The organism is Pseudomonas sp. Yb2C2 (genome assembly GCF_052112325.1).
GTDB classification, from domain to species: domain Bacteria; phylum Pseudomonadota; class Gammaproteobacteria; order Pseudomonadales; family Pseudomonadaceae; genus Aquipseudomonas; species Aquipseudomonas marginalis.
Window position 1 is genome coordinate 33,439 of record NZ_JAVAJK010000031.1, and the last position, 21,811, is coordinate 55,249.

The following is a 21,811-nucleotide window of genomic DNA, read 5'->3' on the forward strand; positions in this document are numbered from 1 at the left end:
GCGCATAACGGAAGTTCAGCCGTGTGAAATTAGCGACTACAACCATGGTGGAAAATGGAATAACAGAAGAATAAAAAATAACCATAAGATACTAAAAAACCGCTAAAAAGCGTTTGACAGGGTTTTTTGCCCCGTGTCTTATAAGCACACCTCAACCCGCTCCGCTGGTAGTTCGGAAGTCATGCGGAGTCACCTATAAGAGATGCCTATGTGTTCATCGGCAGCTATAGGGGAACTACCAGAGCAGGGAGCTACGACGTTGCCTAAGTTAGTTATTTTCGATTGCGACGGTGTACTCGTCCAAAGCGAAGAGATCACCCTGTCTGTATTGATCGGCATGCTTAATGCACACGTACAGGACGGCAAGACACTGGATAGTGCGTATTTCATTGAGCACTTTCGTGGAAGAAAGATTGCCGATTGTCTGCGCGAAGCAGAACAGTTAATGGGTATTTGTTTGACTCCTCAGTTTGAAGAGGACTTCCGAGTTCGAGCGCTGGAAGCATTGACGCTTAATGTGAAAGCGACTGATGGGGTACTTGACGTATTGGAAGTGCTGGGAATTCCCTATTGCGTAGCCTCGAGTGCGCCGCGCAATAAGATCGAACAGTGTTTACGCCTTGTGGGGTTGTTGCCTTATTTCGAAGGGCGAATATTCAGTTGTTATGAATTGGGGCGTTGGAAGCCTGATCCGCTGGTGTTTTTAACGGCGTGTGAAACTTACAACGTCGAACCCTGTGATGCGCTGGTGATTGAAGACAGTGTCACAGGGATTCAAGCCGCCGTGGCAGCCACTATAAAAGTCCTGGGTTTTGGTCCGTTGTCTCGACATCGAATATTGGCCGAAGCCGGCGCGTTACCTTTTGCCGATATGCGTGAGTTACCGACCCTCATTGATCACGTTACTCAAGGAGCAAGTGTTGTGGGCACACTGGGTTATATAGAGCGACTTAAACGTAATGATCCCTGTTCGGAAGTGTGGTGGGATTCGTCGCCCGTGGTGTACGCACCGTATAAACAGCATTTGTTGGACAAGTACCCGGCAGCCGCCGCCCATATCGAACAGTTGATGCCGCAGGATCTCTCCCAGCCCTGGGGCTTCAGCAGTGTGACCACCAACCCCCGGCTGGTGACGGCGACGATCCTCGACAAGAAAGAGTACTGGTCGTCGCGTTTTAATCTGGCCAGCCTGTCTCCCGGCGAATTGCGCAAGCAACTCTACAACGAAGTGATTGCAGAGGGCGCTTCGACGCTCAAGCCGCTGTGGGTGCAATCGGCCCAGGCCGACGGCTGGATATGCGCCCAAGTCGACCCGTCGGATGTGCGGTGCAGCGAACGCATGACCGCACGAGGCCTGGAGCTGCATCGCCTGGCCGCGAATGTGATGGTCAAAGTGCCGGGCAGCCTGGAGGGTTTCGCGACGATCGAACACCTGGTGGCCCAAGGCGTTTCGGTCAATATCACGTTCTGCTTCACCGTTTCGCAATTCCATGCCGGTATCCAGGCAATAGAGCGGGGCATCGCCTGCGCCCGCCGCAATGGCGTCGACACCGGCTGTTGCAAGTATGTGATCACCTTTATGATCGGGCGTTTTTCCTGCCAGCCCGAGTTCGCCTTGCAGGCCGCCGAGCGTGGCCTGGCGCTGGGCCCGGAGGACATGCGCTGGGCCGAGCTGATGATTTACCAGCAGATCCAGGCCCTGGTCGCGGCCTCGAAGGTGCCGGTCAAGACCCTGCTTTCCAGTATCAAGGTCGACGTTGACAAACGTGGCCACAAGCACTGCTGGCACCTGGAAAAGACCGGGCTGACCACCACGTGCTACACGCTGACGCCGGAGGTGGTGGAGTTTCTGATCGAGCGTGAAAGCCACGGCAAACCGGTGGCACCCGCCTGTGAACCCCAGCAGGCGCCGGCTGAGACGTTCGCCCGGCTCATCCGCATTCCGTACTTCTGCGAAGCCTATTTCATCGACAGCATCGAGCCCTACGACTTTGGCAATCATGAGGCGTTTATCAACGCCTGCAACGAAGCCAACAGTGCGCATCGGCGCCTGACCGACTACTGCGTGCGCCTGTGCCCGGTGACGAAGCCTTTCGCACGCTCGCTCAACGCCATCCTGGCCGCTGAATACGGGGTGCTGGCATGAACAAGATGGTCGGGTTGTGGGCGCACCCGCGTTCCCGTTCCACGGTGTTGGAGCGTGTGTTTATCGAGCGAGGGGATTTTGAGGTTTTCCACGAGCCGTTTGCCCATATGGCATTTTCCGCAGATTCAATGATTCCTTCGGATGAATGGGACCACAGTTTGCCCACCACGTATCAAGGTATAAAAGAGCAACTGCTCAAGGCCCGGGAAAGTACCAATGTCTTTCACAAAGACATGTGTTACCACTGCCTGGATGACTTGAAAGTTGACCGGGACTTCCTGGCGCAACAACACAATGTTTTTATTATTCGCGAGCCCGCCAGCAGCATTGTTTCCCATCACCGGGTACACCCCGATATGCCCGTGCAGGCCATCGGGCATAAAGCCTTGTACGAGATATTTTGTGTGGTCACCAAACTCATCGGAAAAGTGCCTTATGTGATTAATGCCGATGACCTCGCCGCCGAGCCGGAGCGTGTCATTCGTAAACTGTGTGACTACTTGCAGATTGAATTTTTGCCCCATGCCATGACATGGAAACGTGAATGTCCACGACAGTGGAAAACCTGGAGAAGTTGGCATGTGGCGGCGGAGAACAGTGAACGCATTGCTCTGCCGGATAAACCTGCTATCGATATGGATACTTTCGATCAGTCGCCAAAATTAAAAGCCTTTTACGAATACCACCGACCCTTCTACGCACGCATGAATGAATTTTGCCAATAAGGATTGTTGTATGAAAAAGTTGATTGTCACCGGTGCGGCCAATGGGATCGGCCGGGCTACTGTGGAAAAGGCTATCCAGGCAGGTTATTTCGTTATCGGTGCCGACAAGGATGCCGAAGGCCTGCGTGCGTTACAGCGCACTTACACGGCGGATGTATTGGAAACCCATGTCGCGGACTTTTCGGATAATGCGCTGATCAAGGGTTTTATCCCTGCGCTGTACGAGCGCCACGCAACTATTCATGCATTAATCAATAACGCCGGTATTTACCACGGCAAAAGCATCTACGCCTATTCCGATGCCGAAGTGGACGAAATCCTGACTGTGAACCTCAAGGCCTTGGTCTATCTCTCCAAAGACTTCGCCGAACGGGAGATGAAACACGAGGCGCCGCGCAGCATCGTCAATATCGCCTCGGTGGCGGGCGAAGTGGGCAGCTGTGATGCCTTGTACGGCGCCACCAAGGCGGCGGTGATCGGCCTGACCAAAGCCAATGCCTGGAATTTTGCGCCGTTCGTGCGGGTTAACGCAGTGTCGCCGGCGCTGATCCACGACACCGCCATCTACGACACCATCCCTGAATACCGCCGCGCCGAGTACGCGCGCCAGGAAATCCTCAAGGAACCGATCCTGCCCGGCGGCGTCGCCGAGGTCATTTTGCTGGTGATCAGCGATGCCATGCGGCATGTCACCGGCAAGGTCATTCCGGTAGACAACGGAGCCTACCCACGATGAGCCCGTCAGCCTCCAAGAAGAAACTGCTGCTGGTGGGCGCAGGCAACCTGTGCCTGCAGATCCTGAAGATTCTCGGGCCGAAAAATGCCTTTGAATTCGTGGTGCTGGGGCGCAATGAAGACGCGACCGTGCGGCTATGCAACCTGGTGGCCCTGTCGTGTGCGCAGTTGGGGCACTGCATCACGATCAAGCCGGTGATCGCCGACCTCACCGATATCGACCGGGTCACCCAGGTGCTGCGTGCAGAGGCGCCGGACCTGGTGGTGAACTGCGCGTCGTTGCAGTCGTGGCGTGTGATCACCGGGTTGCCCAGGCTCTCGTTCGAGCAACTCGACCAGGCGCAGTTCGGCCCCTGGCTGCCAATGCACCTGACGCTGATGCATCACTTGATGCAGGCGGTGAAAGCCTCCGGTATCGCGGCCAGGACGGTCAACGCGGCCTTTCCCGATGCGGTCAACCCGATCCTGGCCAGGGTCGGGCTGGCGCCGGATATTGGCGTGGGCAATGTCGCCAACCTGATCCCGGCGCTGCGATTTTCCATCGCGCGGCTGCTGGAGTGTGCGCCTGCCGATGTGCAGGTGTGCCTGTATGCCCAGCACTATTTCAGCCACTACGTGCCGCGCGGCGGCTTGCCCCCGCGTGCCAGTTACCGCTTGTTGCATGAGGTGCGCGACCGCCCGGCTGCGGCCTACCTGCCGGCCGAAGCGATTTTTTCCACGGTTAAATCCGAGTTCCGCCGCCTGGGCGGTATCGATGGGCAGTTCCTCACGGCGTGCTCGGCCGTCACCGTGATCGAAGGGTTGTTTTCGCCCACCCCGGTGCGGGTGCACGCGCCCGGCCCGCTGGGGTTGCCGGGCGGCTATCCGGTGTGGTTGCAGGAGGGGCAGATCAAGGTGCAGTTCAGCGCCGACTGCCCCCAGGACGAAGCGGTGCGTATCAACACCATCTGCCAGAGCCAGGATGGCATCGATGAAATTCATTGCGATGGCTCGGTCACCTATAACCCGCAATGCATGGCCGTGATGCAGGCGATGCTGGGGTACTCGAAGAAAACCATGTCCATCGAACAGTCCGCCGAGTTTGCCCACGAGCTGTCGAGCAAATACCTGTCTTTCAAACATTCAACCTGGTAGGTGTGTGATGAATCAAATGTCGCGGCACAAGCACAGCGAAGTCGCCAGTTACGCCACGCAATACTCGAAAAAATTCGTCGAACGCTGGGATGACTTGATCGATTGGGACAAAAGAAAGGCGGGGGAGAACGGGTTCTTTGAAAACCTGCTGAAGCAGCACGGCGTGAAGTCGGTGATCGACGTCTCCACGGGCAGTGGTTTTCATGCGGTCCAGCTTAAGCAGGCGGGGTTCGATGTCGTCGCCACGGACGGCAGCAGCACGATGTTGACCAAGGCCCGGGAGAATTTTCGGCAACGCGGGTTGGCGATCGAATCGCACTACCGGGATTGGCAGGCCCTCGATCCCGCCGAACTGGGGCGCTTCGATGCTGTGGTGTGCCTGGGCAGTTCGCTGTGCCATGTGTTTGCAGCCCATGAACGGCTGGAGGTGCTGGAGAAATTCAGGGCATTGCTCAATCCGGGCGGCTTGCTGATTGTGGATCAACGTAACTTCTTTGCCATTCGCGCAGGCAAGTTCAAATCCAGCGGTCATTACTATTACTGCGGCACGCAGGCATCCGTCGGCCTGGGGCAGGTGGATGAACACGTGTGTGAGTTCATCTACTCGTTCGATAACGCCGAGCAGTATCGGTTGCAGGTCTATCCGCTGTTGCCGGGCGAGTTGAAGGGGGAGGTGCTCAAGTCCGGATTTTGCGCCCATGAGAGTTACGGGGATTTCCAGCGTGACTACGACATGATGAATTGTGATTTTGTCATCCACACGGCACGCGCCGTTTAAGGAGTACCTGATGAGCACACTGGTACACAGTAGCGCGCGCCCGTTGGACAGCGTCGTGCTGGCGGTGGTGTTGACCGGGTTCGTGGCCAGTACCTACGGGTTTGGCGTCTACCTGTTCGCCAACCTGGTGGTGGACATGCGCCGCGACATCGGTTTCGACTACACCACGGTGGGCCTGATCACCGGCGGTGCGCAGATCGGCTTCCTGCTGTTTTCATCGGTCACCAGTTACATCAGTCGTTTTTTCGAAGGCTGGAAGATCAGCCTGGTGTCGACGCTGATGACCTCCCTGGCGCTGTTGGGGCTGAGTGTCAGCAACAGTATCTGGCTGTCCGGGGCGCTGTTGATTTTGCTCGGCGGCTGCTCGGCCTCGGTGTACATCCCGTTGGCGGAGATTGTCACCAAGGGTTTCAGCCCGGGTAATCGCTCGCGGGTCATGGGGCTGATTTCCAGCGGCACCAGCTACGGCGTGTTCATCAATGGCTTGCTGGTGTCGTTCCTTACCCTGCAGGGTGGCTGGCGCTCGATCTGGCTCACCGCGGGCCTGATCTCGGTGGCCCTGTGCGTGGTGGCCTGGTTTCTGCTGCGCAACCTGGTGGCGGACAAGGACGCCGGTTTTTCCGGGCCGCGTTCGACGGCGTTCGAGAGTCATGCACCTTGGTTGAGTCGCTCGCTGTACCTGACCTGGGCCATTGCGTTTTTGAATGGGATGGCGCTGTTGCCGTTCCAGACTTACCTGGCTCCGTTCCTGCGGGACGAGTTGGGGGTGTCGGTACAGGACGCCGGGTTTGTCTGGACCACCATTGGCGCGGTGGGCATGGCCTCGGGCTTTCTGGTGGGGTGGATCGCCGACAAGGTGGGCGTCAGGGCGTCGCTGGCCATGTGCTTTTTGAGTGCGGGGCTGGCCGCCACCCTGGTGTTCAGTTTCAACAGCATCCCGCTGTTCTACCTGGCGGCATTTTTGTTTGCGCTGGCGTTCTACCCCATCTTCGGGCTTGTCCCCAGCTACATCGGGCAAATCGTGCCGGTCAGCCGACTGACCCAGGCATTCGGCATTGCCAATGTGCTGATCGGCCTGGGGGGTGTGTGTGGTAACTTCCTGGGCGGTTTTTCCAAGGACCTGACCGGCTCGTTCGCGACCGTCTACTGGGTGGTTGCGCTGTTGCTGTTCGTGCAATGCGTGATGGTATTCCTGTTGGGTAAACCGCCTGTGGCGGTGACGGAGGGTGAGCGGCCATGAGTCATTTTGCGGAACGTCCAGAACGGAATCTGCATGCGTTTGCGTTCAGCCATCTCGTCGCGGAACGCTCGCGTATGGGGCAAAAGCCCTTGGTCATCTGGATGACGGGCATCTCGGCGGCCGGCAAGTCGACGATTGCCGATGCGCTGGACAGGGCCTTGCAGGCACAGGGGCGCTTGACCTGCATCATTGACGGCGACTCGGTGCGCGGCGGCCTGTGCCGCGACCTGGGTTTTACCGACAGCGACCGCGATGAAAATATCCGGCGGGTCGCCGAAGTGGCGCGCTTGATGCTGGACGCAGGGCTGGTGGTGATCGTGGCGCTGATCTCACCGTCGGCGGCCAGCCGGCATTACGCGCGCGCCATTGTCGGCAATGAGCATTTTGTCGAGGTACATGTGGATGCGCCGCTGGAAACGGCGGAGCAACGTGACCCTAAGGGCTTGTACAAAAAAGCCCGCCTGGGGTTGATCCAACACTTCACCGGGATTGATTCGGACTACGACGTGCCGATCTTTCCGGAAGTGCACGTGGACACCCAGGCGCTGTCTGTCGAACAGTCTGTCGCGACTATTCTCGATTGGATGGCCCGCAACGACGAGCGCACATAGCCGCTGGTCTTTGCGCCGCGGTGGCGGTGCCTGCACCTTCGGAAAACAAGGTAATCTGCGCCATCGCAGGCATACCGCGTTTTTTCAGGAGCAGGCATGACGCATTTCACCGGCACTGCAAAATCCATCCGCCTGATCGGCGGGGCCCAGGTGTTGGACTTCATCAATACCACCAACGGCCGCCGCCCTGGGTCGCCGCTCAAAGTCATGGAAGAGCGGCTTACCAGTTTTCAGTTTTTCTTTGAATGGGCGCTGCACGCCTCGTTGATCTCCGCCCAGGAGTTCGCTGAATACAAGGCCATGGTGTTTGAGTCGCCTATTTCCTACCAGCCGGATCTGGACGCCATCATTGCGTTCCGCGAATGCCTGTATGCCGTGTTTTACCCGTTGTCCTTGCGCCAGGCTGCGGCCGATGACGCCTTGCAGCAGATCAACCTGAATTTCCAGCAAGGCACCGCCTGGCGGGTGCTGCGCATGGTTGATGGGACACCGGCCTGGGCGTGGAAAACCTGCACCTCTGCTCAGGAACTGAGTGCAATGTTGATCGGGCGCCTGGCGATCGAGGCCACGCAGTTGCTGGTGTCCGGTGATCTTCGCGTGCTGAAGTGCTGCACGGCCACCGACTGTGATTGGCTATTCCTGGATATCTCCAAGAACAAACTGCGCAAATGGTGCCAGATGAGCGTGTGCGGCAGCCGGGAGAAATTGAGTCGCCTTAAACAGGCGCTTTAGTTTCCAGGCAGTGGCGCGGTCGACGGGTAGCAATTGCTCCACTTAATAGGAAGCATTACTATTCACGCCCCGCCTCCCCAGTGCTCCCGCGATGATCCCTCAGCCGCCCCGCAGAACAGGCTTTTTCGAGCACTACGAAGAGTTGATCGGCACCTGGACACGCCGCCTGAGAAACCGTCAGCAGGCCGAGGACCTGGCCCACGACACCTTTGTGAGAGTGCTGGAGACAACCGCCTCCCAGGTAGAGCAACCGCGCGCTTATCTGCATCAAACTGCGCGAAATATCGCCGTGGACGCCTACCGACGCGAAGACCGGCGGGAAGCCATGGCGTTGGAAGCCTTTGATCAGAGCCAGCCCCACGGCGGTGACCCGGAGCATTTCATGCACGCGATCCAGCTCGCGGACTCCATCGAGCGGGCATTGGCCGAGTTGCCGCTCAACTGCCGCAGGATCTTTATCTGGCAGAAGATCGAGGGCCTGACCCAGCAGGAGATCGCCGAGCGCCTCGGCTTGTCCAAGAACATGGTGGAAAAGTATATGATCCGCACCCTGCGGCATTTGCGTGACCGCCTGGATGCGATGGCCCCATGACACACGCTCGCTCTGAAACAGGACCTTCCATGATGGATAACCGTGCCCGCGACGAAGCCGCGCAATGGTTTGTACGCCTGCAAGACGCTGGGTTGGACGCCACCGAGCGCGAGCGTTTCGATGTGTGGCGCAATGAAAAGCCCGAGCACCAATATGAATTCGATGTGCTGCAAGGCCTGTGGGGCGCCGCCGACCTGGTGCCCAAGGCCCGCTTGCAGGCGTTGGGCGAGGCGCCGGCCGAGCATCCAAAACGTCGTGGCGTGTTGCGTTACGCCGTCGCCGCCAGTGTGGTCGCCGTGGCCTTGGGGCTCGGCTTGTTCAGCGGCCTTGATCATCCGAAGCCCTACCGGGCCGATTTCAGCACGCGCCTGGGTGAGCATCGCCAGGTGGCATTGCCCGACGGCTCGATGATGGATTTGAACAGCCGCAGTGTTGTCTCGGTGCACTACGAAAAAGGCCGCCGCAGTATTGAACTCAAGCAGGGCGAGGCCATGTTCAATGTCGAGCATGACAGCAGCCGTCCCTTTGTGGTCGCCGCCGGTGCAGGGCAGGTGACGGTCACCGGCACGCGCTTTGATGTGCGTCGCGATGATGACCAGACCCGTGTGGTGGTCGAGGCCGGTACGGTGAAGGTGCAAGGGCGCTCACCGAACGAGGGGGTGACGCTGACGGCGGGGCTGGGAACCCATATCAATGACCAAGGCTTGGTGGCAGCGTCCTACGCAGTGAATGCCGAGGAACTGACGGCCTGGCGCAGCGGGAAACTGGTGTTCAACAACGCATCCCTGGGTGAAGTCGCCCGTGAGGTGTCGCGTTATCGCGAGCGCCCGTTGCGCGTCAGCACACCCGCCGTTGGCAACCTGCGACTGACCAGTGTGTTCAAGGCCAATGACACCGATGCCTTGCTCAAGGCCTTGCCCCATATCCTGCCCGTGGCCCTGAGGACCCTGCCGGATGGCAGCCAGGAAATTATTTCACGCTGAGATTCAGGTTTTTTCCGAGTTCTTCGTCTTCTCCAGCAGCTGCAACTGGTTTGCATTAACAGCCGCATACTCTTGCGATTACAGGACTGGGGTCGACGTGAAAAAATGTGCCGTTCACAACAATAAAATCTCCCGCTGGGCGCCGCTTGCCCTTGCGCTTGCTGTCAGTGCCGCAGTGCCGGCGGCCTATGCTGGCGACGCTATCCATATCCAGGCCCAACCCCTGGGGAGCGCGCTGAGCCAACTGGGGCAGCAGACGTCCCTGCAAGTGTTTTTCAGCCCCGACCTGGTCGCCGGCAAGCAGGCCCCCGCAGTAGATGGCAACCTGTCGGCGGAACAGGCCCTGCGCCAATTGCTGCAAGGCAGTGGCCTGGACTATCAGATCGACGCCGGTTCCGTGACCCTGCGCCCGCTCGGCAGCGGCGCCGGTGACGCCGGTTCGCCCCTGGAACTGGGTGCCACCGACATCAGGGTGGTCGGCGACTGGCTTGGGGATGCCGATGCCGAAGTGGTGCAGAACCACCCGGGCGCGCGTACGGTGATTCGCCGCGAAGCCATGGTGGAGCAGGGCGCGATGAATGTCGGTGATGTGCTGCGTCGTATGCCTGGGGTCCAGGTGCAGGAATCCAACGGCACAGGTGGCAGCGATATTTCCCTCAATGTCGGCGTACGCGGGCTGACATCACGTCTGTCGCCACGCTCCACCGTGCTGATCGACGGGGTGCCGGCGGCATTCGCGCCCTATGGCCAGCCACAACTGTCGATGGCGCCGATTTCCGCCGGCAACCTGGACAGCATCGACGTGGTACGCGGCGCCGGTTCCGTGCGTTATGGGCCACAGAACGTCGGTGGCGTGATCAACTTCGTGACCCGCGCGATCCCCGAGAAATTCTCCGGTGAAGTCGGCACCACCCTGCAAACTTCCGCCCATGGTGGCTGGAAGCACATCGAGAGCGCTTTTATCGGCGGCACTGCCGACAACGGCATCGGCGCTGCGCTGTTGTACTCCGGAGTGAATGGCAACGGTTACCGCAACAGCAACAACGGCAACGACATCGACGACGTGATCTTCAAGACCCACTGGGCGCCGACCGACCAGGACGACTTCTCGCTGAACTTCCATTACTACGATGCCAGCGCCGACATGCCCGGCGGGCTGACCCAGAAACAGTTCGATGCCAACCCGTACCAGTCGGTGCGCGATTGGGACAATTTCAGCGGGCGCCGCAAGGACGTGTCCTTCAAGTACATCCGGCAAATCGACGACCGGACCCAGGCCGAAGTGCTGACTTATTATTCCGACAGTTTCCGCGGCAGTAACATCGCTAACCGCGACCTCGCGACCCTCGGGTCCTACCCGCGCACCTACTACACCTTCGGCGTCGAGCCGCGGGTATCCCATGTATTCGACGTGGGCCCCAGCACCCAGGAAGTCAGCGTCGGTTACCGCTACCTCAAGGAAGGCATGCATGAGCAGGCCACCAGTCTGAACCTGATCAACAACGTGCCGACGCCGGGTGGCCGCAGCGATGGTCACGTCTACCAGGATCGCACCGGTGGCACCGAGGCCAACGCCTTCTATGTGGACAACAAGATCGATATCGGCAAGTGGACCGTCACCCCGGGCATCCGTTTTGAAGACATCCGCACCGAATGGCACGACCGTCCGGTCATCCCCCTTACGGGGCCCCGCACCCAGGAAAAACGCCGCGAGGTCCATAGCCAGGAACCGCTGCCGGCCCTGAGCGTGATGTACCACCTTTCCGATGCGTGGAAATTGTTCGCCAACTACGAAACCTCCTTCGGCAGCCTGCAGTACTTCCAACTCGGACAAGGCGGCAGCGGCGACCAGACCGCCAGCGGCCTGAACCCGGAAAAAGCCAAGACCTATGAGGTCGGTACGCGCTACAGCGACAGTGTGTGGGGCGGGGAACTCACGTATTTCTACATCGACTTCTCGGATGAGCTGCAATACGTCAGCAATGCCGTGGGCTGGACCAACCTTGGCGCCACCAAGCACACCGGCATCGAAGCGTCGGCCCACTATGACTTGTCGAACCTGGACCCTCGCCTGGACGGCCTGACCGCCAACGCCGGCTTCACCTACACCAAGGCTACCGCCGAAGGTGACGTACCGTTCAAAGGACGCGACCTGCCACTGTATTCCCGGGAAGTGGCAACCCTGGGCCTGCGCTACGACGTCAACCACTGGACCCACAACCTGGATGTGTACGCCCAGTCCGGACAGCGTGCACCGGGTACCACCAGCACCTACATTACCCAGGGCAGCGCCGATGGGCAGTACGGTGATATCCCGGGCTATGTCTCGGTCAACGTGCGCAGTGGCTACGACTTTGGCGAACAACTGTCGAACCTGAAGCTGGGGGTGGGGGTGAAAAACGTCTTTGACCAGCAGCACTACACCCGCTCCAGCGACAACAATGCCGGGCTGTACCTGGGCGAGCCGCGTACGTTTTTTGTACAGGCCAGCGTCGGGTTCTGACCTTTATCGGTTTGGAAAAGTCGCAGTCTTGCAAGAGGCTGCGATCGTTTGTCCTGTTTCTTACATCCTCGCAGTGCATATTGCGGCTGGTTCAGGAACCGTTTCCGACAGAAGTGCCACACATGGGAAAGCTAAAGGGCTTCGACGTTGCGTTGGAGCGGCAAGCTGAAGATCGCGCCCACTGTAATGGAGAAAACTATGTCGGTATTGGTGTCCGATACACAGGCCTCGACCTCATCAACCTCTGACCTTTTGCAGGCCACTTCCAGGCCTGAGGTCAAAGCCCCTCGGCCAGCGACTGCCCCCAACGGCCAAGCGGCTGCAAACGTCAGCTTCCTGCCTCGGGAAAACCAGAGGGGGCCCGTGTTCGGCGCGCCCTCTTCGCAGGCCCCCCGTCAGAGTGCTGCTGACAACGTGATGCGTCACTCCAGCGAGCCGGCCAGGCAGGGCCTGATGGATACGGTCAGACACTGGGTGAGCCCTTGGTTTGCCTGGCATCGCCCACAACCAGGTCCTGGCTACTGCAATCCGCCGCCACGCCCCGATCCTACCGTGGGTAAGCCGTATCCGCCCGCGCCGGGCTGGCCTGATCCGACGTACTCGCTGAAAAGCAATGACGAGTTGGCGCAACAGTTACGTGACAATTTCAATGCCTTCAGGGACCGCAGCAACCCTGGGTATGTCAGCGTTGACAGTATCTATGGGATGGCGAAAAAAACCTGGTCTCCCAATCCGGTCACGAACGCGAACATTCGCCTGGCCAACGAGTTGCTGCGACGTCCGGAACTGATGAGCGCCCTGGACCGGCACTCCTCCACCGGTGCATTGGATGGCCTGATCGACCGGCAAAATGTGAACATCGTGGTCAAGGGGGAAAACTACTTCAAGTACAAGACCGACAAGGAAATGGCCGGTGAAATGCTTGAGCATTTCGACGAGTTGAAACGTAATCCCTGGGACCGGGAGTTGAGCTTCAACCACCTGAGGAGCCTGGCGGCCCAGGAGCAGACAGGCGATTCGCCCATGGATCATCTGATCCAGCTGTCCCAGGAGATACTCAAGCGCAGTGACGTGTTGAGGAAAATGGACAATCTCGCCGGTCGTGATAATGACGGCCGGATCAGCTGGCAAGCGCTTTACCTGCTTTCCCGCTGACCGTCCGCCAGGCGCCGCCGCTGAATGACGGTGCCTGGCTCAATTTTGTCAGGAACTGTTTACGCCGACTGACCAAGTCGTTCATAGGCACCGGCCTTGATCAAACCGGTCGGCTTTCAGATTCCGTGTAGAGAGCTAGCAAATGACGTCAAGCTCGTTTCACCCGCCCCAGCCCAGCTGTCATGAGCTCTTTCGCAATACGGATGATGGCGATCCGACTGTGCCCACGGGTGCCATCGTTGCGCAAGAGCCCCCGGCCCTGGCCGATGTGCATGCTGTCGAAGCCAGGCGCATGAGGGCTTTCGCCGGTCAGTGCCAATTCCAGGCGCCGGTCGAGGAAGACTTTTCCCGGGGCATGCTCGCGACCGGGCAGATGGCGAGTGACGACGCCAAGCCCCCCAAGTATTCCAGGCTGATCAATAGCCTGACGACCTGGTTGCGTCGGTAAGGGTGGGAATCACCGTACCTTCTGGTCGTTGTTTACATGCTGTCATTGGTATTCATCGGTTGTCCGGAACTGTTGTGTTTGTCCAACCACACATGGGGTGCTTGCCGGTGGAATCCATTCGCTGATTCCGTCTGGGGGTGGTGATCACCGGGCAGGTATGTATCGGAAACGCGTTGGAGAAAACCCATGACGATCGAGGGTGCACCCCCTCATGGTCTGCCCTTGGCACTGGATGAGCCGGCTTTACGGTCTACAGTGCCAGCGCCGCTCACGCCCTCTGAAAACCTGACAGGGGGCTGTTCCTGCGCGCCTCGACGGCGTGTCGCGGGTGCCTCTGGTGCTGCGCGGAACAATGTCGGTGCTGCGCCAGCGAGCGCTGCAGAACCTGCCCGCTGCTACGCGCGTGAACCTCGCCCAGCCCGGCGTAACGTCCACCGACAGCCAACTGGCGTTGGCCCTGGAAAAAGATTTTGGCAGGCTGTACCCCTTCCTGAACGACGGGGGTTTGACCTGCTCGTCATTGCAGCGTGTTGCAGACGAACGTATGGGGAAAAGCGAGGAGTTGGACCGGACGATTCAAGTGGTCAGCGAGATTCTCAAGCGCCCGCGGTTGAGCGATGCAATTTTGAGCCGCGACGGCGATATCACCCCGGACAGTCTCAGGGCGGCAGCCCAAACGCTACAGGGGAACAGCTCGCCAAGTGTGTTCAGCCAGGACCCGTTCCATGCCCAGGGCAATACCCAGGTGGTGCTGGCCCTGCAGGGCCAGTTCGAACAATTGAGGGATAAATCGCAGGATCGGACGTTCTTCTTTGAACAACACCAGTACGTTGAAATCGCCACGCTCAAGGCCGTCATGCAGGACCCGCATGCCGTTGATCAAGAGGGTGCGCCTGTGCTGGATCCTTCCTCCGGCATGCCCCGGCCCAGGTACAGCGAGCTCTGTGTCTACACGACGAAGAACATTCTTGAGCGGCCAGGTCTGCTGCCTTCGCTGATACGTGCGAACGGCACACGATTGTTTGGTCCGCCGCAAAAAGACGGCTGGCTCAGTAACAAAAGCCTCGAGCGTTGGCTGGAACAGGACAAGGCCCGCAAAGCGCGCTGATGTGCGGGGGTCATACCTTGAGGATCTTGCCGCTCAGGGACACACCGGCGAGCAGCACTGCGATCAGCACAAAGGCACTGCTCAGGCTGCTGCCATGGGCAATGAAGCCAATCACTGCGGGGCCGGCAAGAATCCCGGCATACCCCAAGGTCGTGATGGCAGGCACGGCAATATGTTCCGGCATCACCGTTTGCTTGCCGACGGCGGTGTACAGCACCGGTACGATATTCGAACAACCGGCACCTACCAGCGCATACCCCAGCAATGCGGTTTCCCAGGCTGGCAATAACGTTGCCAGCAACATGCCAGCAGTGGCCAGTGCACCACCGATCACAATCACACGGGTCGCGCCCAGGCGCCGCACGATGGCATCGCCGGTCAGGCGCCCGGCAGTCATGGTCAGGGCGAAGGCTGCGTAACCCAGGCCGGCGTAAGCTTCGTCCAGACCGCGTTCGGCACTGAGGAACACGGCGCTCCAATCCAGTACGGCGCCTTCTGCCAAAAACACGATAAAGCACAGACAGCCGATGAACAGTACTACGCCGTGGGGGATCGCAAATGCCGGACCCGAACTTTCACTGCCATAGGGCAACAAATGGGGCCCGGCCTTGAGCAGCGCCAGTGCCATGATGACGATCACCACCAGGGTCGCCTGCAGAGGTGACAGACCCAACCCCAGCAGCCCGGCAACCCCGGCCGCGCCGACGATCCCTCCCAGGCTGAACAAGCCGTGGAAGCCCGACATCATGGTTTTGCCACTGGCACGCTCAACAATCACCGCTTGCAGGTTCACCGTGGAGTCCACCGTGCCAAGGCCCGCGCCAAACAGGAACAATCCGGCGATGAGTAACGGAATCGAGCTGACCGTGGCCAGCATGGGCAAGGCCAGGCAGATCATGATCGTGCCGGCGCTCAGCACGCGTCGGCAGCCATAACGAGACGCCAGCGCACCGGCGGCCGGCATGGCGATGATAGACCCCACCCCCAGGCACAACAGCAGCAGGCCCAGAGTGCCTTCACTCAGTTCGGCGCGCGCTTTGGCGTATGGCACCAACGGCGCCCAGGCAGCAATGCCGAAGCCGGCGATGAAAAATGCGATACGGGTCGACATTTGTTCCAGCCGCCCGGGAACCACGGGTGCTGAGGTGGGGATGGCAGTCATGAAAAAATCCTTGGTTTTGCGTTCAGCGAACGATGTCCGGCGCGACATCCTTGCACATCAGGCCTTGGGGGGCGAGCCGGGTTCCCCCCCGAGATCAGCGGCGATGAGTTTTTTTGCAATTCTGGAACGCCATGGGCGTTGGCAACCACACACGGAGTGTCTTTGCGGAAGGCGTTCTGGAAGGTGTGTAATCCCTGTGGGAGCTGGTGAACCCCCGGGTTTTCACGGTGGATTACCACCTTCCAGGCCGCCTCCCACACACCCTGCATTGTGTAATACGCTGCTGGTCCAACCCTGTAGGCAACCGAGCGGACGCACCGATGAAGATTGCAAGGCAAGTGGCGCCATGACCCAGTTCTATGACGCACGTGGCAACATTTACGGGGTCGCCAGCCCGGCGTTCCTACGACAGCGGGGTATCGAGGTGCCCGACAGCGCGGCGCAGGCCGCGAGGACTCGCGAGGCTTGGGCTGCATCGGCCATAAGGTCTGAATGCGAGTGGGGCTCGACGCCGCGCCCGGCCAATGCCAAGGCCCACCGCTGCGATGGCTTGCTGGTGGGCCCGTTCCAGGCCGAGCCGCCGTTTGACCTGTTGATCGTGAACACCGACGGCTCCCTGGCCGAGCGCAGTGGCAATGGGTTGACGATTTTTGCCCAGGCGCTTACTGACCAGGGCTTGATGACCGAGGCCTGTGATTTGCGCGTGCATCATGACCAGCCTGACGGGGTGTCGCCGTTGGTGACTCGGGTCGAACCTGCCGTCTATGAGCACCGCTCTGGATTCTGGCTGGCATTGGGGTTGCCCGGGTTCGGGCCGTCGGCCGTGGGTGCTCAGGGGGTTGAGCAGGTGTTCCAAGGCGACATTGAACTGAGCCATGTGAAGGCGTTGGCGGCAATCAACCCACAGTGGGCGCACAGTCAGTTTGTGCGTGTGGGCAATCCTCATTGTGTGACCCTGGTCGAACACATGTCAGCCTTGCCGGACAATCTGCAGATGCAACAGCCAGCGCTGTTCGAACCGTTGCAGGCGATTGCCTTCGCCCCCCCGGCAGGAAGCGGCGAGCCATGCTTGGCCGGAGTCAATTTGCAATGGGTCGCCAGGCAATCCGGCAACCGGGTGGTTGCCCGGGTGTTCGAGCGGGGAGAGGGCCCCACGGCGTCCTCCGGCACCAGCGCCAGTGCCGTGGCCTGTGCGGCGTGGCGAGCGGGTTGGGTTGAGGGAGGTGAAGTCGCGGTGGTGATGCCGGGTGGCACTGCGCCGGTACGTTTGCACACCCAGGTCGATACGCTGCTGAGCGTCAGTCTGTTCGGGACTGCACGGCCTCGGACATGAAGTCTTTTGAGCAGTTGACGCCCTGAGTGGGTGTCAGCTGTTTCGCTATTAATTAATTGATCAGATAAAAGTTGGTGTAGGGCATTTCTTATGTTTGAGAAGTGGCTCATTGGCTTGATTTATTATTTTGTAAAAGACACTTCAATCTCAGTCGTACGAAACTTCTTTTTTATTTTTTGGGGGCCGATTTTTTCCTGGAAACGCTAAGCTTCAAGGCGTTCAGGCGCTTTTCCTCGGCAACTTATTTCATGTTTGGCGGGGGAGGTATCTCAGTCCGGTAATAACTATCGATATTGGCGGGTAACAACGGATGGTTAACGCGTTTGTTTCGTCACGTTTCAAATTAATCCTTCCAGGCATAAAGACTGACTTTCAAGTACTGGCGTTCAACGGTCAGGAGGTGCTTGATCAGCCGTTTTTCATCCAGGTGCAGGTGGTCAGCGAAAACCCTTCACTGGACCTGGAGTCACTGCTCCACCAGCCTGCCTACCTGGTTTTTGGCGATGCCAATGAAGGCCTGCACGGGCAGGTTTACGCGATTGGCCGCGATGATCCCGGGCGGCGGCTCACCCGTTATCACCTGACGTTGGCGCCGCATCTCGCCTACCTTGCCCATCGACGCGACCAGCGGATTTTCCAGCAGCGCAGTGTTCCGCAGATCATCGCGGCAGTCCTCGAACACCACGGCATCCTGGCCGACCGCTATGCCTTTGAGTTGGGGCCGGTGGTCTACCCGCCGCGGACGTTCTGCGTGCAATACGCGGAAACCGACTTGCATTTCATCCAGCGGCTGTGTGAAGAGGAGGGCATTCACTACCACTTCCGTCACAGCGAGCACCAGCATGTGCTGGTGTTTGGCGACGACCAGACCGTATTTCACCGCCTGCCTGCGCAGCGTTATTCGCCTGCCGGCGGGCCGCAGGCCGAGACGCGGGTTATCCAGCGTTTCGACGTACGCCTGGCGACCCGCAGCCAGCAAACGGTGCGTCGTGATCATGACTTCGAGCATCCGTCCTTATGTCTGCAAGACACCGCGGGTTCTGCCTCAGCGCAACCCCTTGAGGACTACCGCTACCCGGCGGGGTTTACCGGCCATGCACGGGGGGCTCGCCTGGCGCGCAGGGGGTTGGAGCGCCTTCAGATCGGCCGATACCGGGCATTGGGCAAGAGCGACCAAGCGGTGCTGCGCAGTGGGCATTTTCTTGAGCTGCGCGACCATCCGGATCCGGCCTGCAATGATTTATGGTTGATCACTTCGGTCCGTCACGAGGGTTATCAACCGCAGGTGCTGGAGGATGGGACAGGTGAGGTGGATGCATTCCAGGGGTATCGCAACCGTTTCACCGCGACACCCTGGAGTGCGCCGTATCGACCCCCTCTCAAGCACCCCAAGCCGACCATCCACGGCACCCAGACCGCCACGGTGACCGGGCCTGCCGGCGAGGAGGTGCATTGCGATGCATACGGCCGGGTAAAAGTACGGTTTCACTGGGACCGACTGGACAAGAGCGATGACACAAGCAGTTGTTGGGTGCGGGTGGCATCGGGTTGGGCCGGAGACGGGTTTGGCGCAACGATGATCCCGCGGGTGGGTATGGAAGTGCTGGTGACATTCCTGGAGGGCGACCCGGACCAACCATTGATCAACGGTTGCCTGGCCAATGCGTTGCACATGCCGACCTATTCCTTGCCGCAACACAAGACCCGCAGCGTCTTGCGCAGTCGCAGCACCCCGGGCGGAGGCGGCGGCAACGAATTGCACCTGGAAGACCGCCGTGGCAAGGAGCTCATCTACCTTCGTGCCCAGCGGGACCTGGAGCAGCAGGTGGGGCATGACAGTCGCCTGGAAGTGGCCGGTGAGCGGCGTGAAATCATTCGAGGGTTAAGTACGGCGCACCTGGAAAGCGAGGAGCATCGTCACGTCACCGGTGACCGCAAGGTTGTGCTCAAGGCCAGCGATCATCTGGACGTGCAGGGCGACAGCCGGACCTATGTCGGGCAAACCCTGGTGATTGAAGCCGGGCAACAGGTGCATCTCAAGGCCGGCGCCAGCCTGGTGATCGACGCGGGCGTACAACTGAGTTTCAAGGCCGGCGGAGAGCACCTGGTGATCCAGGCAGGCGGCATTTTCAGCAGTCGGCCCATCACCCTCGGTGGAACCCCGTCCGCGACCGGGTCTGCGAACGCCCTGTTGGTTGCGCAGAGCCCGAAAATCTCCGCCACACAGGGCGCCATCATGCACTTGGCCAGGCAACTGGATGCGGACTTCTGCCCGCTATGCGAGGACTGCCGCGAAGGCCTCTGCACTGTCGGCGGGAGGGCAGCCTGATGGAAAACCTTCCAAGCCGATGGATGAGCCAACAGCAACAGGCGGGGCACAGGCTGTGCCTGATGCTTGAGGGGAATAACGCAGCGTGCCAGCCAATGTTGGCGGCACGCGGTTTTCCGGCGTACTGCCACCTCTACGCACAAACCCCACTGGCGGAAATGGCCACGGCTGGCCCCGTGATCCTGTTGCTGGATCAGGTAGGGGAGCCCGCGTTGCTCGATCTTCTGCAAGAACCAGAGATGAATTGGGGCTGGCTGGGCAGCTTGCCAGACGCGGACCTGACGGACATGTCCCGGCATTGGCGCGACCGGCTGCTGGTCGGACCGGAGAATAACCGGACGCTGTACCGCCTTCACGACAATCGTACGTTGGCGCGCGCACTGAACCATCTGGGCCTTGAACACTGGCCAGCATTCCTCGGCCCACTGATCAGTGTGTGCTACTGGCATGAAGGCAGTTGGCACTGTGGTGACAACCCTGCCCCCGGTGACTATCCGGTGCCCGAGCCAGCTCCTTGGCTGAACACGCCCAACCCGAATGCCAGCGCCATCCTGCACGCCAATATCCTGCGTTACCTGCTGGCTGAACACAGTGAAGATCTGGCGGCATTGGTTGAATTCCAAGACCCCAGGGTCTGGCTGACCCAAGTGTTGGAACAGGCTCGCAGTTGGCGATGGAGCCAGCCGGAACAGCTGGAGTTTCTGGTCGTGCGACGGCTGGAAGAGGCCACTCGCAGCAGTGGGATTCGTTGGCAGCCGACGGTTGGAGAAACACCGCAGGATCACTTTGAACGAGTTAAGCAGCAGTGGCTCATGTTGGAGAACAAGGATGAGTAAGCGTGTATGGGGCGTGCTGCTTGCGCTGGCGATGGCGGGACTTTCGGGATGTGCGATGAAGCCGGTTGATCGCTTTACGTTGGAGGTGGATTTACCGGCGGAGTTTAAACTTAAAACTGCCGCCAACTATGGGCCTGCAACAGGTGAGACCTGCACCTTGCCAAGGCGCCGAGGCAAGAGGCCGGAGCGGAAGGTGTTTTTTACCGAGTACAAGCCGGTGGCGAGTCGTGCGAGTTATGAGTTGCCTCTGAGTGAGACGGTACAGGGGGGTCCGTTGGTGCTGCGAAGTGTGGATTTTGATCTTTATGCGAAGTGGGGCAAGCGGGATTCGGACGTTGGGGGGGATATAGGGGGGATTTCCATTCGCGATCTTCTGGAGGGGGATCGGCCAGGAATGCCGGAGTCGGGAGTTAAGGAGCTGTCTTGGCAGTGTCAGTGGTTGTTTCGGACTGCAGGGCGGAAGCACGTAATCATAAAGGTCCTTAAATGTGGATATTTGAGTGACAGTGGGGCGCTATCTAACGCTGGTACGAGAGGTGGTTTGCTGCGAGATGAACTGGGAGGACAAAAGGTACTGATAAAAGTAGGACTCAATCCCGAAGAGCGACCTTACATGGGCGATAACTGGATTCGTTTTCCTGGTGGGTGGAAGCGTTGTCTAGGGACGGATTTTGATGATCTTTATGCGTTCTGTAACGGGAATACTACCGACTTCAAGCCCATCACAATGCCCGATGGGCGTATATGCGACATCTATCCAACTTGTACTGAATAAGGATATCCAGGCATGACGATGGAAGAATGGAAGCACCCTTTTTTTGATGAAAGTATGCCTGCTTGCGCATTGCATGGAGGTTGGCTGAGTTTTTGTCTGGTGGATGAATCAGGTGATGGGAAAGCCTATGGAGGGCTTAGATATGAGGTTGTTGACAGCGCAGGGCAGCGGTACAAAGGCCATTTGAATGGAGAAGGGTTTGCACGGTTGGAGGGGCAGTGTCGCGGTCCTGTCGTGCTGGTTTTAGATGCTCCATATGAGGCGGGGAGGGGCTACTATTCAACATTGCAGCAGCGAGACAGCTATCCATTACCGATCACCGATCTTCAAGTGCGAGCTGAACAAACCCGTTTTTCAAGCGTCGATGGTCGGCGAACTGAAAGCAATCCAGGACGACAGAGCTCAGATCGGTTTTACCAAGTTGAAGTAAGCGATCTGGTTCGCCATATCGCCCATCTTCCCCCCGTGGAAAAAACACCCCACCGC

At 59.2% G+C, this 21,811-nt stretch carries 19 protein-coding genes and 2 pseudogenes; 20 read left to right on the forward strand and 1 reads right to left on the reverse strand.

Going from position 1 to position 21,811, the window contains the following annotated elements:
* Nucleotides 1–208: 208 nt before the first annotated feature.
* The 15 genes and pseudogenes from Q8X51_RS29365 to Q8X51_RS29435 form a co-directional block, all read left to right on the forward strand.
* Nucleotides 209–799 (forward strand): annotated as a pseudogene (locus Q8X51_RS29365) (HAD family hydrolase); the annotation flags it as partial.
* 123 nt (nucleotides 800–922) lie between these two features.
* Nucleotides 923–2,146 carry a transaldolase family protein gene (locus tag Q8X51_RS29370; RefSeq protein ID WP_407694769.1) on the forward strand — a complete coding sequence of 408 codons (1,224 nt, stop codon included), beginning with the start codon at nucleotides 923–925 and terminating at the stop codon, nucleotides 2,144–2,146.
* On the forward strand, nucleotides 2,143–2,871 hold the full coding sequence (locus tag Q8X51_RS29375; RefSeq protein WP_407694760.1) for a sulfotransferase family protein: 729 nt from the start codon (nucleotides 2,143–2,145) through the stop codon (nucleotides 2,869–2,871). The genes Q8X51_RS29370 and Q8X51_RS29375 overlap by 4 nt, the downstream gene beginning before the upstream one ends.
* A 10-nt stretch (nucleotides 2,872–2,881) precedes the next feature.
* Complete coding sequence (locus Q8X51_RS29380; protein ID WP_027603118.1) at nucleotides 2,882–3,607, forward strand: SDR family oxidoreductase; 726 nt, start codon at nucleotides 2,882–2,884, stop codon at nucleotides 3,605–3,607.
* Nucleotides 3,604–4,740 carry a hypothetical protein gene (locus Q8X51_RS29385; protein WP_407694759.1) on the forward strand — a complete coding sequence of 379 codons (1,137 nt, stop codon included), beginning with the start codon at nucleotides 3,604–3,606 and terminating at the stop codon, nucleotides 4,738–4,740. Before Q8X51_RS29380 ends, Q8X51_RS29385 begins: the two co-directional genes overlap by 4 nt.
* A 7-nt stretch (nucleotides 4,741–4,747) precedes the next feature.
* Nucleotides 4,748–5,518 carry a class I SAM-dependent methyltransferase gene (locus Q8X51_RS29390; protein ID WP_407694758.1) on the forward strand — a complete coding sequence of 257 codons (771 nt, stop codon included), beginning with the start codon at nucleotides 4,748–4,750 and terminating at the stop codon, nucleotides 5,516–5,518.
* Between the two features lie 10 nt (nucleotides 5,519–5,528).
* On the forward strand, nucleotides 5,529–6,758 hold the full coding sequence (locus Q8X51_RS29395; RefSeq protein WP_407694757.1) for an MFS transporter: 1,230 nt from the start codon (nucleotides 5,529–5,531) through the stop codon (nucleotides 6,756–6,758).
* A complete protein-coding gene (gene cysC, locus Q8X51_RS29400) occupies nucleotides 6,755–7,369 on the forward strand; it encodes an adenylyl-sulfate kinase (protein ID WP_065947061.1) in 615 nt (204 codons plus the stop codon). The genes Q8X51_RS29395 and cysC overlap by 4 nt, the downstream gene beginning before the upstream one ends.
* Nucleotides 7,370–7,465: 96 nt before the next feature.
* Complete coding sequence (locus Q8X51_RS29405) at nucleotides 7,466–8,101, forward strand: CGNR zinc finger domain-containing protein (RefSeq protein WP_330215167.1); 636 nt, start codon at nucleotides 7,466–7,468, stop codon at nucleotides 8,099–8,101.
* Between the two features lie 91 nt (nucleotides 8,102–8,192).
* Nucleotides 8,193–8,693, forward strand: a complete 501-nt coding sequence (locus tag Q8X51_RS29410) for a sigma-70 family RNA polymerase sigma factor (protein ID WP_065926921.1) — start codon at nucleotides 8,193–8,195, stop codon at nucleotides 8,691–8,693.
* 29 nt (nucleotides 8,694–8,722) lie between these two features.
* Complete coding sequence (locus Q8X51_RS29415) at nucleotides 8,723–9,676, forward strand: FecR family protein (RefSeq protein ID WP_407694756.1); 954 nt, start codon at nucleotides 8,723–8,725, stop codon at nucleotides 9,674–9,676.
* 97 nt (nucleotides 9,677–9,773) lie between these two features.
* Entirely contained in the window at nucleotides 9,774–12,179 is a 2,406-nt protein-coding gene (locus Q8X51_RS29420; RefSeq protein WP_407694755.1) for a TonB-dependent siderophore receptor, read from the forward strand.
* Nucleotides 12,180–12,542: 363 nt separating this feature from the next.
* The gene (locus tag Q8X51_RS29425; protein ID WP_407694991.1) at nucleotides 12,543–13,334 is read left to right on the forward strand and encodes a type III secretion effector protein; all 792 of its coding nucleotides are present in this window, start codon (nucleotides 12,543–12,545) and stop codon (nucleotides 13,332–13,334) included.
* A 220-nt stretch (nucleotides 13,335–13,554) separates the two neighbouring features.
* Nucleotides 13,555–13,782, forward strand: coding sequence for a type III secretion effector protein (locus tag Q8X51_RS29430; protein ID WP_323147232.1), 228 nt, complete (start codon nucleotides 13,555–13,557; stop codon nucleotides 13,780–13,782).
* Between the two features lie 328 nt (nucleotides 13,783–14,110).
* Nucleotides 14,111–14,890: a type III secretion effector protein gene (locus Q8X51_RS29435; protein ID WP_407694754.1), complete on the forward strand. Its 780-nt coding sequence runs from the start codon at nucleotides 14,111–14,113 to the stop codon at nucleotides 14,888–14,890.
* A 10-nt stretch (nucleotides 14,891–14,900) separates the two neighbouring features.
* On the opposite strand, the gene Q8X51_RS29440 is transcribed toward Q8X51_RS29435, so the two are convergent.
* Nucleotides 14,901–16,052: an MFS transporter gene (locus tag Q8X51_RS29440; protein ID WP_407694753.1), complete on the reverse strand. Its 1,152-nt coding sequence runs from the start codon at nucleotides 16,050–16,052 to the stop codon at nucleotides 14,901–14,903.
* A 346-nt stretch (nucleotides 16,053–16,398) separates the two neighbouring features.
* On the opposite strand from Q8X51_RS29440, the gene Q8X51_RS29445 reads away from it, so the two are divergent.
* The 5 genes and pseudogenes from Q8X51_RS29445 to Q8X51_RS29465 form a co-directional block, all read left to right on the forward strand.
* Nucleotides 16,399–17,385 carry a diaminopimelate epimerase gene (locus tag Q8X51_RS29445; RefSeq protein WP_065926927.1) on the forward strand — a complete coding sequence of 329 codons (987 nt, stop codon included), beginning with the start codon at nucleotides 16,399–16,401 and terminating at the stop codon, nucleotides 17,383–17,385.
* A 310-nt stretch (nucleotides 17,386–17,695) separates the two neighbouring features.
* Nucleotides 17,696–19,714 carry a type VI secretion system Vgr family protein gene (locus Q8X51_RS29450; RefSeq protein ID WP_407694752.1) on the forward strand — a complete coding sequence of 673 codons (2,019 nt, stop codon included), beginning with the start codon at nucleotides 17,696–17,698 and terminating at the stop codon, nucleotides 19,712–19,714.
* Nucleotides 19,714–20,550, forward strand: coding sequence for a DUF4123 domain-containing protein (locus tag Q8X51_RS29455; protein WP_074845278.1), 837 nt, complete (start codon nucleotides 19,714–19,716; stop codon nucleotides 20,548–20,550). Before Q8X51_RS29450 ends, Q8X51_RS29455 begins: the two co-directional genes overlap by 1 nt.
* Nucleotides 20,543–21,325, forward strand: coding sequence for a hypothetical protein (locus Q8X51_RS29460; RefSeq protein WP_407694751.1), 783 nt, complete (start codon nucleotides 20,543–20,545; stop codon nucleotides 21,323–21,325). The genes Q8X51_RS29455 and Q8X51_RS29460 overlap by 8 nt, the downstream gene beginning before the upstream one ends.
* Nucleotides 21,326–21,337: 12 nt before the next feature.
* Nucleotides 21,338–21,811 (forward strand): annotated as a pseudogene (locus Q8X51_RS29465) (lipase family protein); the annotation flags it as partial.